12 protein-coding genes are annotated in these 14,608 nt (G+C 70.6%); 4 read left to right on the top strand and 8 right to left on the bottom strand.

Annotation, left to right across the window (positions count from 1 at the left end; genetic code table 11):
- Positions 1-26 precede the first annotated feature (26 nt).
- The 4 genes from ACWDAG_RS04460 to ACWDAG_RS04475 all read right to left on the bottom strand — a co-directional run bounded on the left by ACWDAG_RS04460 (position 27) and on the right by ACWDAG_RS04475 (position 4,151).
- Entirely contained in the window at positions 27-1,193 is a 1,167-nt protein-coding gene (locus ACWDAG_RS04460; RefSeq protein ID WP_450694093.1) for a thiolase domain-containing protein, read from the bottom strand.
- Positions 1,190-2,236, bottom strand: a complete 1,047-nt coding sequence (locus tag ACWDAG_RS04465) for a thiolase domain-containing protein (protein ID WP_450694094.1) — start codon at positions 2,234-2,236, stop codon at positions 1,190-1,192. Before ACWDAG_RS04465 ends, ACWDAG_RS04460 begins: the two co-directional genes overlap by 4 nt.
- Positions 2,236-3,177 carry a Zn-ribbon domain-containing OB-fold protein gene (locus tag ACWDAG_RS04470; RefSeq protein ID WP_450694095.1) on the bottom strand — a complete coding sequence of 314 codons (942 nt, stop codon included), beginning with the start codon at positions 3,175-3,177 and terminating at the stop codon, positions 2,236-2,238. The genes ACWDAG_RS04465 and ACWDAG_RS04470 overlap by 1 nt, the downstream gene beginning before the upstream one ends.
- A 173-nt stretch (positions 3,178-3,350) precedes the next feature.
- A complete protein-coding gene (locus ACWDAG_RS04475; RefSeq protein WP_450694096.1) occupies positions 3,351-4,151 on the bottom strand; it encodes a crotonase/enoyl-CoA hydratase family protein in 801 nt (266 codons plus the stop codon).
- A 202-nt stretch (positions 4,152-4,353) separates the two neighbouring features.
- Here ACWDAG_RS04475 and ACWDAG_RS04480 point away from each other — a divergent pair, with 202 nt between their 5' ends.
- The gene (locus ACWDAG_RS04480) at positions 4,354-5,964 is read left to right on the top strand and encodes an acyl-CoA synthetase (RefSeq protein WP_450694097.1); all 1,611 of its coding nucleotides are present in this window, start codon (positions 4,354-4,356) and stop codon (positions 5,962-5,964) included.
- Positions 5,965-6,139: 175 nt separating this feature from the next.
- Complete coding sequence (locus ACWDAG_RS04485; RefSeq protein WP_450694098.1) at positions 6,140-8,116, top strand: sulfatase; 1,977 nt, start codon at positions 6,140-6,142, stop codon at positions 8,114-8,116.
- Between the two features lie 128 nt (positions 8,117-8,244).
- Here the strand turns inward: ACWDAG_RS04485 and ACWDAG_RS04490 are convergent, their stop codons facing one another.
- Together ACWDAG_RS04490 and ACWDAG_RS04495 are read right to left on the bottom strand one after the other, a co-directional pair.
- Complete coding sequence (locus ACWDAG_RS04490; RefSeq protein ID WP_450694099.1) at positions 8,245-9,036, bottom strand: helix-turn-helix domain-containing protein; 792 nt, start codon at positions 9,034-9,036, stop codon at positions 8,245-8,247.
- Positions 9,033-9,779 (bottom strand): peptidoglycan-binding protein, encoded by a 747-nt coding sequence (locus ACWDAG_RS04495; protein ID WP_450694100.1) that lies wholly within the window; start codon positions 9,777-9,779, stop codon positions 9,033-9,035. Before ACWDAG_RS04495 ends, ACWDAG_RS04490 begins: the two co-directional genes overlap by 4 nt.
- Before the next feature lie 325 nt (positions 9,780-10,104).
- On the opposite strand from ACWDAG_RS04495, the gene ACWDAG_RS04500 reads away from it, so the two are divergent.
- Positions 10,105-10,482 carry a peptidoglycan-binding domain-containing protein gene (locus ACWDAG_RS04500; protein WP_450694101.1) on the top strand — a complete coding sequence of 126 codons (378 nt, stop codon included), beginning with the start codon at positions 10,105-10,107 and terminating at the stop codon, positions 10,480-10,482.
- 132 nt (positions 10,483-10,614) lie between these two features.
- On the opposite strand, the gene ACWDAG_RS04505 is transcribed toward ACWDAG_RS04500, so the two are convergent.
- Entirely contained in the window at positions 10,615-11,472 is an 858-nt protein-coding gene (locus ACWDAG_RS04505; protein WP_450694102.1) for an alpha/beta fold hydrolase, read from the bottom strand.
- Between the two features lie 172 nt (positions 11,473-11,644).
- Between ACWDAG_RS04505 and paaK the strand changes: the two genes are divergently transcribed.
- Positions 11,645-12,934 (top strand): phenylacetate--CoA ligase PaaK, encoded by a 1,290-nt coding sequence (gene paaK, locus ACWDAG_RS04510; RefSeq protein WP_450694103.1) that lies wholly within the window; start codon positions 11,645-11,647, stop codon positions 12,932-12,934.
- A gap of 95 nt (positions 12,935-13,029) precedes the next feature.
- Here paaK and ACWDAG_RS04515 read toward each other — a convergent pair whose 3' ends face one another.
- Complete coding sequence (locus ACWDAG_RS04515) at positions 13,030-14,529, bottom strand: acyl-CoA synthetase (protein ID WP_450694104.1); 1,500 nt, start codon at positions 14,527-14,529, stop codon at positions 13,030-13,032.
- Between the last annotated feature and the right edge of the window lie 79 nt (positions 14,530-14,608).

Raw genomic sequence — 14,608 nt, forward strand, 5'->3', positions numbered from 1 at the left:
CGTGAGGGGGACCTTTCCGGAGTCTTCTACGAGTCCGGAGGTTCGCTCCCCACGAGCCACATCGAGAAGAACTGCGATCCGCCCCCGTAGGCGTGCCCGAGGACCCGCCGGGCCCCCTCCACCTGGTGTTCTCCGGCCTGGCCGCGCACCTGGAGCGCCGCCTCGGCAAAGCGGATCATGCCGGAGGCGCCGATGGGATTGGTCGACAGGACGCCGCCCGACATGTTGACGGGCAGGTCCCCGTCCAGTTCGGTCACCCCGGCCTCGGTGAGTTTCCAGCCCTCGCCCTCCTCGGCGAAGCCGAGGTTCTCCAGCCACATGGGCTCGTACCAGGAGAACGGCACATACATCTCGACGGCGTCGATGTCGCGGCGCGGGTCCGCGATCCCCGCCTGCCGGTACACATCGGCGGCACAGTCCTTGCCGGCCTGCGGCGACACGGCGTCCTTGCCCGCGAAGAGGGTGGGCTCGCTGCGCATGGCGCCGCCCAGCATCCACGCGGGCGGCCGGGGAGCGCGTGCCGCGCCGGCCCGGTCCGTCAGCACCATGGCGCAGGCGCCGTCGGAGGACGGGCAGGTCTCGGAGTAGCGGATCGGGTCCCACAGCATGGGCGAGGCCTGGACCTTCTCCAGGGTGATGTCGTGCTCGTGGAGGTGGGCGTAGGGGTTCTTCAGGGCGTTGCGCCGGTCCTTGTAGGCCACCAGCGAGCCGACCGTGTCGGGCGCGCCGGTGCGCCGCATGTACGCGCGCACATGCGGGGCGAAGAACCCGCCCGCCCCGGCGAGCAGCGGCTGCTGGAAGGGGATCGGCAGGGACAGGCCCCACATGGCGTTGGACTCGGACTGCTTCTCGAAGGCCAGCGTCAGCACGGTGCCGTGGACGCGGGCCGCGACCAGATTGGCGGCGACGAGCGCGGTCGACCCGCCGACGGATCCGGCGGTGTGCACCCGCAGCATCGGCTTGCCCACCGCGCCGAGCGCGTCGGCGAGGTACAGCTCGGGCATCATCACGCCCTCGAAGAAGTCGGGCGCCTTGCCGATGACGACGGCGTCGATGTCTGCCCAGGCCAACTCCGCGTCGTCAAGAGCGCGCCCGGCCGCCTCACGCACGAGTCCCGCGATCGACACGTCCCGCCGGGCCGCCACATGCTTGGTCTGGCCGATGCCTACGACGGCCACGGGCTCCTTGCTCATCGGGGATCCCCTTCGAGTACGGCCACCAGGTTCTGTTGCAGACAGGGCCCGGAGGTGGCGTGGGCGAGCGCACGGTCGGACTCGCCGCGGTGGATGCCCGCGGCGGCCTCACCGAGACGGATGAGCCCGGCGGCCATGATCGGGTTGGCGGAGAGTGCCCCGCCGGACGGGTTGACCCGCACGTCGTCGCCGAGCCGCAGTGCCTTGCGCAGCACGACCTCCTGCGAGGTGAAGGGTGCGTGCAACTCGGCGGTGTCGACGGGCCGTTCGAAGGCGCCGGCCTTCTCGGCGGCCAGACGGGTGGAGGGCGAGTCGGTCAGGTCGCGGACACCGAGGCCGTGGGCTTCGATGCGGTGGTCGATGCCACGGATCCAGGCGGGCCGTTCGCACAGTTCCCGGGCCCGCTCCCCCGCCGCGAGGATCACGGCGGCCGCGCCGTCGCCGATGGGCGGGCAGTCGCCGGTACGGAGGGGCCGTACGAGGTACTCCCCCTGCGGTACCGAACCCCTCAGCTGGGCATGGGAGTTGGCGGCGGCGTCCGCACGGCTGCGGGCGGCGACGGCGGCGAGCGCGGGTTCGTCGGTGTCGCCCGCGTCGATCAGGGCCTGCGCCTGCAGCGCGGCCAGGGCGACGGAGTCGGGCCACAGAGGTGCCACGTAGTACGGGTCGAGCTGCCGGGTCAGGACGTCGCGCACGGAGCCGGGCGAGGACTTGCCGTACGAGTAGACGAGGGCGGTGTCGGCGTCCCCGGTGAGGAGTTTCGTCCATGCCTCGTACAGGGCCCAGGCGCCGTCCATCTCCACGTGCGACTCGGAGATCGGCGGCCAGGCGCCGACGCCGTCGAGGGCGAGGGTGAAGGAGAACGCGCGGCCGGCCAGGTAGTCGCTGGAGCCGGAGCAGGTGAAGCCGATGTCGGCGGTCTTCAGCCCGGTCTGGGCGAGAACGCCGTGCAGCACCGGCATGAGCATCTCCACCTCGGAGAGCTCCTCGCTGGTGCGCCGGTGGTCGGTCTGAGCGAAGGCCACCAGTGCTATGTCACGCATCACAGCAGCTCCTTGTACGTCTCGTACTCCGCGTCGGGTTCGCCGGTGGGCCGGTAGTGGTCGGGGTAGCGGGCCCCTTCGGTCCACACCGGTTCGACGCGCAGCCCCATGCGCACCTGGTCGTAGGGAATGCCGCCGATACGGCCGTGCAGCGCGAGCCCGGCGCCGTCGAGGGCGATGTGGGCGTAGACGTACGGGACTTCGATGTCCAGGTTCTTCGCCTTGATGTTGACGATGCAGAAGGTGGTGACCGTGCCGCGCGGTCCCACCTCGACCTGTTCCGAAGTGGCGACGCCGCAGGTGGGGCAGGCGCCCCTCGGCGGCACGTACACCTTCCGGCAGGAGGGGCAGCGTTCGCCGACCGTCCGCCGCTCGGAGAGGGCGTGGATGTAGGCGGTCTGGGCTCGGCCCGGCGAGTAGGTGTAGTCGAGACGGGCGGGTGCGACGATGCCGGTGATCGGTTCTTCGAACTCCCCCGCAGGAACGGTGAGTACGGTGTCGTCACCGTCGTACGGCTCGAAGCAGGCGATGTCGGTGATGGCGCCGGATCGCTCTTCGGCCCAGCGGATCCGGACCCGCATGCCCGTGTGCACCGCGTCGGGACCGGGGGCGTCGAGGGCGTGCAGCAGAGCGGTGTCGGCGCCGTCGAGCCGGACCAGGACCCAGGCGAAAGGTGTGGTGAGGGGTTGGCCGCGGCGTGGCTCGTGGTTCCAGGCCCAGGTGGTGACCGTGCCGGTGGCTCCGACCTCGACCTGGTCGCGGATCTCCTCGGCGGTGACGGGGTCGTACTCGACGGGCGGGACGAGGACCCGGCCGTCACCGGTCCTCACCCCGAGAACGACGCGCTCGCGCAGGCCGGTCAGAAAGGCACTCTGCACAGGCCCGAGGGATCGAGTGAAGGGAAATTCAACGGCGAGGGGAGCCTTGAGGACTTCGGCCACCGGGGCTACCTCCTTGAGAGAACGACGGTCAGGAGCGCCCCGTAAGGGGCGCGGGACTGTGACATGTGCGGCTCCGCCGCGATGGGGGCCCCCCGCTGAAGCGAAGTCGAGAGCGGGGGAGCGACCAGCCACAAACGACCCGCACCTTCCAAACCGGCAGGGGCAGCGCAGCCCTACGCCCGCTTGTAGACAGGCGGCCGCTTCTCGGCAAAGGCACGCGCCCCCTCCTTGGCATCGGCCGTATCGAAGATCGGCCACCCCCGCTTGAGTTCGGACGCGAGCCCGTCCGTCTCGGTCATCTCGGCGGTCTCGTAGACGGACGCCTTGACAGCCTCCACGGCGAGTGGCCCGCAGGTGTTGATCTGTTCGGCGATCTCCAGCGCCTTGGCGAGGGCGGTGCCGTCGGGGACGACATGGCCGATCAGGCCTACGTCGGCGGCCTCGCGGGCGGTGTAGGGGCGCCCCGTGAGCAGCATCTCCAGCGCATGGGTGCGCGGGATCTGGCGCTGCAGCCGCACCGTCGAGCCGCCGATGGGGAACAGCCCCCGCTTGACCTCGAAGAGCCCGAACGTCGCCGACTCCCCCGCGACACGGATGTCGGTGCCCTGGAGGATCTCCGTGCCGCCCGCCACGCAGTAGCCCTCGACGGCGGCGATCACCGGCTTGCGAGGGCGGTGGTGGCGCAGCATCGCCTTCCAGTGCAGGTCCGGGTCGACCTTGAGGCGGTCCCGGTACTGCTCTCCCTCCATGCCCCTGCCCGCGAGGGCCTTGAGGTCCATGCCGGCGCAGAACGCGCCGCCCGCACCGGTCAGCACGATCGAGCGGACGGCGTCGTCCTCGTCGGCCTCGATCCAGCCGTCGTACAGACCGACGAGCATGGACAACGAGAGCGCGTTCTTGGCGTCCGGCCTGTTGAGCGTGAGCACCAGTGTGGCGCCTTCGCGCTGCACGGTGAGGTGTTCGGTCCCACCCATCACCCATCTCCCCTCTCAAAGAACGAGAACAGGTTGCAGTAGGCGGGGAGCCACTTCAAGGGTTTTCTGACAGGCAGTCAGATTTCTTCGCGCGGACCCTTCACAGTTGCCGCCCCCTTTGCTCTGATGACCGGCGAACCGATGGATGCGACGTTCACATGTGCGCCTTTCTTCGTCATGGCTGCCGGGGTCAGGAGGAGCGGTGGAGTACAACCTTGCCGACCTGTTCGAGTCGGTCGTCGACGTGGTGCCGGAGCGAGAGTCCCTGGTCTACGTCGACCACCCGGGCACGGGCGCGGAGAGGCGTCTGACGTACGAGGAGCTGGACACGGCGGCGAACCGCATCGGCCACCATCTGATCGACGCAGGGATCCGCCCCGGTGAACACCTCGGGCTGCACCTCTACAACGGCATCGAGTATCTGCAGACGGTGTTCGGGTGCCTGAAGGCGCGGATCGTCCCGGTCAACGTCAACTACCGTTACGTTGAGGACGAGTTGGTATACCTGTACCGGGACGCCGATCTGGTGGCGCTGGCCTTCGACGCGGAGTTCGACGGGCGGGTGGCGGCGGCGCTGCCGCAGTGTCCGAAGCTGCGGCATCTGGTGCGGGTGGGCGGGACGCAGGACGGGGTCGCTGCCGTGTCGTTCGCCGAGGCCGAGGCGGGCGGGTCGCCGGAGCGCGGCTTCCCGGCACGCTCGGGCGACGACCAGTTCATCATCTACACCGGGGGCACCACCGGGATGCCCAAGGGTGTGATGTGGCGTCAGGAGGACCTGTTCTTCTCGGGTCTGGGCGGGGGTGCGCCCACCGGTGAGCCGGTCAAGAAGCCGCAGGAGCTCGCCGAACGGGTTGCGGCCGGGGGCTCCGGGATCACCTTCTTCCCCACTCCCCCGCTGATGCACGGCACCTCCACCCTCACCTCGTTCATCGGCTTCAACTTCGGGCAACGGGTCGTGATCCACCGTAAGTTCGTGCCCGAGGAAGTGCTGCGGACGATCGAGAAGGAGAAGGTCACCAGCATCTCGCTGGTCGGCGACGCGATGCTGCGACCGCTGATCGACGCGCTGGCCGGGCCCATGAAGGGCACGGACTGCTCGTCGGTGTTCAGCGTGTCCTCGTCCGGCGCGGTGCTCTCCGAGACCGTACGCCGGCAGTTCCAGCAGCTGCTCCCGAACGCGCTGCTGCTCAACAACTACGGCTCCTCCGAGTCCGGCTTCAACGGCACAGCCACCGCCGACTCCGGGGCCGGACAGAGCTTCCGGATCCGCGTGAACTCCCGTACGCAGGTGGTCGATCCGGCCACCCACGAGCCGGTCGCGGTGGGCGAGGTGGGCCGGGTCGCACAGTGCGGCCATGTGCCGCTCGGCTACTACAACGACCCGAAGAAGACCGCCGAGACCTTCTTCGAGAAGGACGGCGAGCGGTGGGTGCTGCTCGGCGACATGGGGACGGTGGACGAGGAGGGCGTGGTCACGGTCCTCGGCCGTGGCTCGCAGTGCATCAACACCGGGGGCGAGAAGGTGTATCCGGAGGAGGTCGAGCAGGCCCTGAAGTCCCATCCCGATGTGTACGACGCCCTGGTGGCCGGGGTGCCGGACGCGAAGTGGGGCAATCACGTGGCGGCGGTGGTGCAACTGCGCGAGGGCGCGCCCCGGCCTTCGCTGGAGGACGTGCAGTCCTACTGCCGCACCCATCTCGCCGGTTACAAGATCCCGCGGCAGCTGGTGATCACCGAGGCGATACGGCGGTCGCCGAGCGGCAAGGCCGACTACCGGTGGGCCCGGGAGGTGGCGGTCTCGGCGGACCGGTAGGCGGAGGGCCGGGGCCGCGGGTGAGCCGGCCGGGGCGGCGGGCGTAGTCTTTTGCGCGCGGTTGACCCGGGTGTTTGAACGGAGGGTGACGTAGGGCCGTACGCGAGGTTGGCGGCTCGGTCCTGCGGGCCCGGTCCGCCGTGCCATCAGCGGTTTCGCACGGAAGGACCCACGGGTGTCGCACCTCACGCCCCCTCGTCGACTGCCGGAGACGGACGCGGACGCGCCGGACAGGGCCAGAGCCGAGGAGGCCTCGACCGCTCCCGCGGCGACCGACCCGGAGCCGGGCACCTCGGCGGACGGGGAACCGGCCGAGGTGGTGGCGACCGACGCGGCGGACGAGGCGCCCGGGCAGACGACGAAGCCGGCGGCGAAGGAAGCGGACGAGCCGGGCGGCGACTCTGCGGCAGTGGAGACGGCCGACCGCGCGGAGGACGGGAAGGCGCCCACATCCGGCGACGAAGCGGCCCCGACGGGCGCCGCCCCCTCTCCCGCCCGCCCAGGCTGGTTCGGCTGGCGCCGTCGCTACCCCCGTACGGCGGTTGCCGTCCACGTGGGCACGACCGTCCTGGCCGCCGCGCTGGTGTTCGTCGTGCTCCTCGTGCCCAACCGCCTCGACTGGATCACTGTCCAGTCGTTCTTCCGTCTCCCCGTCGAGGCGATCTTCCTCGCGGCCGCGCTGCTCGCGCTGCCGGCGAGAGGACGGCGGATCACGGCCGTCGTGCTGGGGGCGTTCGTCGGACTGTCCGGCGTTCTGAAGTGCCTCGACATGGGGTTCCGTCAGACCCTGGCCCGGCCGTTCGACCTGGTCTTCGACTGGGTTCTGCTGAGCGACGGCGCGGACTGGGTGAAGGACTCCTTCGGGCGCTCGGGCGAGGTGCTCGCGGTGGTCGGGGTGATCGTCCTGGTCATAGCCGTGCTCACGTTGAGCGCGCTGGCCATGGTGCGTCTTGCCAATATGCTGGCCCGGCACCGGCCCGTCGCCGTACGCTCCACGCTCGTCCTCGGCGTCGTGTGGATCATCTGCTTCACGCTGGGCGTGCAGTTCGGCGGTGTCACCGTCGCCACCAAGGGCTACGCCGAATACCTCGCCAACCGTGTGCAGTACGTCCGCGACGGCCTCGGTGACGCCGACGTCTTCAAGAAGCAGATGGCCGTCGACGCCTACGCCAAGACACCGCCCGACCAGCTGCTGACCGGGCTGCGCGGCAAGGACGTCATGTTCACCTTCATCGAGAGCTACGGTCGGGTGGCGATCGACGATCCGACGATGGGACCGGAGGTCGACGCGACGCTCAAGGCGGGCGACGCCAGGCTCAAGGCGGCCGGTTTCGCGGCGCGCAGCGGCTGGCTCAGGTCACCGGTGACGGGCGCCGGCAGCTGGCTGGCCCACTCGACGTTCCTGTCGGGCCTGTGGATCAAGAACCAGCAGCGGTACCGGACCCTGACCACCAGCGACCGCGCGACCCTCACCAGCTACTTCCAGAAGACCGGCGCCTGGCGCACGGTCGGCATCGTCCCGGGCGTGCGCAAGGCCTGGCCCGAGGGCAAGTACTTCGGTCTCGACCACATCTACGACTCCACGCACCTCGGCTACCAGGGCCCGTACTTCAGCTGGACGCCGGTCCCGGACCAGTTCAGCCTGGAGGCCTTCCAGAAGCTGGAGCACAGCAGGAAGAACCGCGACCCGATCATGGCGGAGATCATCCTGGCCTCCAGCCACAACCCCTGGTCGCCCATCGCCCACATGATCGACTGGAAGGACCTCGGGGACGGAAAGGTCTTCTACAAGATCAAGAAGGAGGGCACGAACCCCACGGAGGTCTGGAAGAGCGCCTCGCGTGTACGCACCGAGTACCGCAAGGCCATCCAGTACTCCCTGGACAGCCTCACCGAGTGGATGCAGCGCTACGGCGACGACAAGACCGTCCTCGTCTTCCTCGGCGACCACCAGCCCGTCCCGACAGTCACCGGGGGCACCAGCAACCGGGACGTGCCGGTCACCATCGTCGCCCGCGACCCGAAGGTCCTGGACCGCGTCTCGAACTGGGGCTGGACGGACGGGATCAAGCCTGCGGACAACGCCCCGGAGTGGACCATGAACAAGTTCCGGGACCGGTTCATGACGGCGTACGGGCCGCACGGCGGGTGAGTTGATCGGCCTGGGTCCTTCGGACGGCTCAGCACGACGCGCCGAGGCGGGACGCCGTCTCTGCTGCGCCGACGCCGAAGCCCTGCCGGGGTCGGGCCGCGAAAGCCGTGACCCGGGCCGCCCCCTGCTCACCTGCGCTCTGATCCGCCGGTGAAACACACGCGCCGGCCGTCGGCCGGGATCAGGCAGACGCGGGCGTCGCCCGGTTCGTGCGGTGGTGTCAGGGCCGTCATCGGGGTCGCCAGGTAGGCGCTGCGCTCCTTCTCGGTGTCGACGTGGATCTCCTTGCGAGGTGCGCCCGGCAGGGTGAGTTCGACCCGGTCGCCGAGGTGGAGACGGGTGGCGCGGGCCCAGACGGCGTGGCAGGCCGTGCCGTTGCGAAGCTGCACGCTGCGTCCGTCGGCGGCGGTACGTGTCGCCAGGGTCCTGACCATCTGCTGCCCGCCGCATCCCATGTCGAGCGGGTTCTTCCCTTCGCAGGTACGGCCCGAGCAGCCGGGGCCGGGTGTGAACGTCGCCGGCGCGGTGCCGGTGGTCGCCGATGACGACCCGTACGTCCCGGACAGCAGCACGGCGACGGCTGCCACCGTGGCTGCCGCCAGCCCGGCCGCCGCGCCCCACACGTACGGGGCCCCGCGGACGTTCCGGCGCTCGGGAGGCGGCTCGGGCGCCGCCCGGGCCCGTCCGCTCCAGCGGGCGTCGGCCAGCTCCCACAACGCCAGCAGCCGTTCGGGGCGTACGCCCGCCACCTCGCACAGCGCCACCACCGCGCGGCGGGGCACCGGCTGCGTACCCGCGAGATAGCGCGCCCAGGAGGACTTGCTGTACGGCGTGCGCCGGGCCAGCTGGGCCAGGCTCAGTCCCGCCGCGGCGCGCACCTCGCGCATGCTCCCGGCCAGCTGCGCCGTCTCCGGGCTCATGTGCGCAGCTTCTTCCAGGTGTCGGGGCCGACGATGCCGTCCGGCGCGAGTCCGTACCGTTTCTGGAAGGCGCGCGCGGCACGCCCGGTCTTCTCGCCGTACACCCCGTCGACCCTTCCGCCGTCGTACCCGTGCCGTCGCAGCAGGCACTGCGCCTCCACCACGTCCCAGCCTGTGCTGCCGCGGTCCAGGAGCACCTCACGGCTGGTGGAGTAGCCCGCGGTGACGGTGCCGTGCTCGCGCCGGACCCGGTCGCAGCCATAGGTGTGACCGCTGGGGAAGGCGGAGGCGGCGGGCGCGGGATTCCGCTTCGCCCCGCTGCCGTCCTCTCGGTGCCAGGCGGCTCCGCTCAGGAATCCGGCGCCGAACGCCACCAGGACGGCTGCGACGGCGACGGCCGCCGGCGTGTGGGCGATCCGCCGTGGTCGGGGCGTACGGCGTGGCGGCCCGGGCTCGTCGTCGAGGGCCGCCGCTCGCTGGGCCCGCGCCGTCTCGGCGACCTCGTGCAGCACCAGCAGCCATTCCGCCGGCGCCCCGCAGACTTCGGCGAGTTCCTCCGCCGCGGCGCGCGGCACCAGCTTCTTCCCGTTGAGATAGCGCTCCCAGGACGAGGAGCTGTACGACGTCTTGGCCGCGAGCACGGCCAGGCTCAAGCCCGCGCGGTCCTTCAACCGCCGCAGCTGTGCGACGAGTTGCCGCTCCGCGTCGTCCAGCCCGGCGGGCAGTTCCTTCCAGCGCGTCATGTCACTTCCCCGTACGCGTGCCCAGTCGCCGTCGTGGAGGAGGACGCGGTTGCTCCGGGGCTGCGGTTGCGGATCCCGACCACTGTGACCGCTTCCCGACCTAGCCCACCGTCCCACGATTTTGTCAGGGGACGCGACGTCCCAGCAGGTCAGCGCGTGGGCCGTGCCGCGTGCCACCGGGCCTGCCGCTTCCCCTGGCCGGTACCGGATCCGGCCGGGCAACGTCGGTGGTGCCACCGAGGGGCACGGCCCGGAGCCTCCTCCCGTGCCCTCGCATTCCACCGGAAGCGATACGGCCCCTCAACTCACCGGAAAGGAATCGGCCATGACCATGCGCAGGACCCTCGCACTCGCGACGATCACCGGAGCGCTCGGCGCCGGCCTGGTGCTGGGCTCGGTCGGCAGCGCCTCCGCGCGGCCCGACGTGCCGAACATCAGCCGTGGCGACAGGGGCGTGCCCGTGCTGTGCGTCCAGCACGGGTACAACGACTGGGCCAAGCGGACCCATCACCACACGATCGGCGAGGACCGGAAGTTCGGCTCCGACACCTACAGCGCGGTCCGGCTCTTCCAGCAGAAGTCCGGCCTGCACGTCGACGGGGTCGTCGGCAAGAACACCGGGGACAGCCTCCTGGACAACCTCCAGGGCGACGGAGGCTGGCGCTCCGGCTGCTACGAGCACCTGCCCAGCTCGCACCGCTGATCGAAGCGGACGCGCGTGGGGCCCTGTCCTCTCGGGGGAGGACAGGGCCCCTCGCACTCTTCACTCCACCTCAAATGTCACGGCAGCCGGCGCATCCCGCAACTCGAGCCGGGCGACCCCTGGGCCGGGCTTCTACTGCACCGACGGCAAAACGGCCCCGTCCCGGTCCAGAAACCCGGCGATCCGGCGTACGAACCACTCGGGGTCGTCCACCCACGGATAGTGCCCCGCACCTGGCTGGACGGTGAATTCGGCGTTCGGGAAGGCCTCGGCCGCGGTGCGCGCCAGCTCGGGGCGCGGGCCACCGTCGAGCTCGCCGGCCAGGACCAGGACCGGTGCGGCCATCCGGGCGAGTGCGGCGCCGGTCGCCGGCGGGTCGTAGGCGCCCTCGGAGCCGTAGACGTCGGCGGCATCGTCGTTGAACTCGGCGCGGGCGTCGTGCTCCGCCGCCGTGTCGTCCCAGCGGCCGTAGAAGAAGGGCGCGAACGCCGGGTCGAAGTCGGCCTTCCCCGCCAGCCACGCCTCGAAAGCCGGGAACAGGTCCTCGAACCACGGCTCGCCGCTCCTCAGCCGTGCCGCAGCCAGCCGGTCCTCGGCGCTGGGCTGCCTTCCCAGCGCCCACGGGGTGCAGGTGACCAGGACGAGCCGCGCCACCCGCTCTGGGTGCCTGGCGGCGTACAGCATCGCCAGACTGCCACCGGCCGAATGGGCGAGCAGGTCCATCTGCTCCAGCCCCAGGTGGGCGCGCAGCGCCTCCACGTCGTCCACGAGCCGGTCGCACCGGTAGGTGGCCGGATCCGCCGGTACCGCGGAGTCGCCGGTGCCGCGCAGGTCGAGCAGGACCAGCCGGCGGTGCGCCGCGAGCCCGCCCAGGTCTCCGAGGTAGGAGGAGGCCTGCATCGGGCCTCCCGGCAGGACGACGAGCGGCTCGCCTTCACCCCGGAGGTGGTAGGCGAGCTGGGTCCCGTCGGCTGCGGTGAAGATCGGCATGCGCCGATCTTCCTATCCCGTGGCCCGGCGCCGCAACGCAGTTGTGGGGGCGCTGCAGAAAATGCGGGCCGCCCTCTTGCCTGCCCCGACATGGCCTGAATTACTGATCCCGAACAGCTCGACCGAATGATCGGTCGCCCGTATTGATGCGGTTGGCGAAGGAGACGTCCCCATGGTGGATGCGACGGAGCTGCTGGACCCGGGGGAGCGGCTCGACGCCGGTGCGCTGCGGGCGCTGCAACTGGAGCGGCTGCGGGCCTCGCTGCGGCACGCGTACGAGCACGTCCCCTTCTACCGGGAGTCCTTCGACAAGGCCGCCGTCCACCCGGACGACTGCCGCTCCCTGGCCGACCTGGCCCGTTTCCCGTTCACCACCAAGGCGGACCTGCGCGAGAACTACCCGTACGGCATGTTCGCCGTGCCGCAGGACCACATCCGCCGGATCCACGCCTCCAGCGGCACCACCGGGCGCCCCACGGTCGTCGGCTACACGGACAACGACCTCGCCCTGTGGGCCGACATGGTGGCCCGTTCGATCCGCGCGGCGGGCGGCCGGCCCGGCGACAAGGTGCATGTGGCGTACGGCTACGGCCTGTTCACCGGCGGCCTCGGCGCACACTACGGGGCGGAACGGCTCGGCTGTACGGTCATCCCCGCCTCCGGCGGTATGACGGCCCGCCAGGTCCAGCTGATCCAGGACCTGGAGCCGCAGATCATCATGGTGACGCCGTCGTACATGCTCACGCTCCTCGACGAGTTCGAGCGCCAGGGCGTCGATCCGCGCGGCACCTCCCTGCGGGTGGGGATCTTCGGTGCCGAGCCGTGGACCGAGCAGATGCGGCGGGAGATCGAGGAGCGGTTCGCGATCGACGCGGTGGACATATACGGGCTGTCCGAGGTGATCGGCCCGGGGGTGGCGCAGGAGTGCGTGGAGACCAAGGACGGGCTGCACATCTGGGAGGACCACTTCTACCCGGAGATCGTCGATCCGATCACCGGTGAGGTGCTGCCCGACGGCGAGGAGGGCGAGCTTGTGTTCACCTCGCTCACCAAGGAGGCGATGCCGGTCGTGCGGTACCGGACGCGTGACCTGACGCGGCTGCTGCCGGGCACGGCACGCGTGTTCCGGCGGATGGAGAAGGTCACCGGGCGCAGTGACGACATGGTGATCCTGCGGGGGGTCAATCTCTTCCCGACGCAGATCGAGGAGATCGTGCTGCGCACGCCCGGGGTCGCACCGCACTTCCAGCTGCGCCTGACCCGCGAGGGGCGCCTGGACGCCCTCACCGTGCGGGCCGAGGCCCGTCCCGATGCCGCACCCGAGGCGCGGGAGGCCGCAGCGCGGTCGATCGCGGCGGCCGTGAAGGACGGCATCGGCGTCTCGGTGGCGGTGGAGATCGTCGAGCCGGAGTCGCTGGAGCGGTCAGTGGGGAAGATCCGGCGGATCGTGGACCTGCGGTAGCGCTCCGCTGGTTGTGCCGCGGTAGGTCGTCGGTGGACTGCGGCACCGTTGTGGCTGGTCGCGCAGTTCCCCGCGCCCCTTTGGGGCGCGGGGTCCTACTGGTCGGCGAACCGGTCCCGTAGTTCCCTCTTGAGGATCTTTCCGCTGGCGTTGCGCGGCAGCTCGTCCACGAACACCACCCGCTTCGGTGCCTTGAAGTGGGGGAGCTTCTCGCGGGCGTGGGCGATCAGTTGCTCCTCGGTCACCTCGCCGCGCGGGACGACGACCGCGGTGACCGCCTCGATCCAGTGGGCGTCGGGCAGGCCGATCACGGCGACCTCGGCGACGGACTCGTGGGTGTAGAGGGCGTCCTCCACCTGACGTGAAGCGACCAGTACGCCACCGGAGTTGATGACGTCCTTCACCCGGTCGACGATCGTGTAGTAGCCGTGGGCGTCCCGGACCGCCAGGTCACCGGAGTGGAACCAGCCGTCGCGGAAGGCGTCGGCGGTCTCCTCGGGTTTGTCCCAGTAGCCCTCGCACAACTGCGGGGAGCGGTAGACGATTTCGCCGGGAGTTCCATCGGGGACGTCCTTGCCGTCCTCGTCGACCACGCGGGCGTCGACGAAGAGGACGGGGCGGCCGCAGGAGTCCATGCGGCCCTTGTGTTCGTCGGGTGCCAGGACGGTGGCCAGGGGGCCGATCTCGCTCTGACCGAAGCAGTTGTAGAAGGCGAGCTCGGGGAGTCGTGCGCGCAGCCGCTCCAGCACGGGCACCGGCATGATCGAGGCGCCGTAGTACGCCTTGCGGAGTCCGCCGAGGTCGCGGGTGGTGAAGTCGGGGCGGTTGGACAGGCCGATCCAGACCGTGGGCGGGGCGAACAGGCTGTCCGCGCGGCCGTTTTCGATGAGGTCGAAGAGCCGGTCGCCGTCGGGGGCGTCGAGGATGATGTTCGTGGCGCCGACCGCGAGGTACGGCAGCAGGAACACGTGCATCTGTGCGGAGTGGTAGAGCGGGAGGGAGTGCACGGGGCGGTCGCCGGCGCTGAGGTCGAGGGCGGTGATCGCGCTCAGGTACTCGTGCACCAGGGCGCGGTGCGTCATCATCGCGCCCTTGGGCAGGGCCGTCGTGCCCGACGTGTACAGCAGCTGCACGAGGTCCTCGGTGCGGGGCTCGGGCCCGTCGTACGCGGGGGCCGCAGTCAGCCGCGCCAGCAGTGAATCGTCGGTGTCACGCAGGGACAACGTCCGTACGTCTTCGGCGAGTTGACCAGCAAGATCGGGGTCGGTGAGGACCAGCGAGCTGCCGGACTGGCCGACGATGTAGGCGAGGTCGTCGCCGGTGAGGTTCTGGTTCACCGGCACATGGACCAGGCCCGCGCGGGCGCAGGCGAGGAAGCCGATCAGATAGGCGTCCGAGTTGTGGCCGTAGGCGCCGACCCGGTCGCCGGGAGCGAGTCCCTGCTCCAGCAGGACGCTCGCCGCGCGGGAGACGGCCTCGTCCAGTTCCTCGTACGTCCACCTGCGGTCGCCGTACTCCACCGCCAGGCGCGCGGGGGTGCGTCGGGCGCTGCGCCGCAGCACCCCGTCAACCGTGCTGCCGTGTCCCTGCGTCATGACTGATGATCCTCGGTGCGTGGCCGGGGCAGGTCAAGCACCCGGGAGACTCGCAGACACGCCCGTCGGCACACGCAAC

It is taken from the genome of Streptomyces sp. NPDC001157, assembly GCF_053598255.1.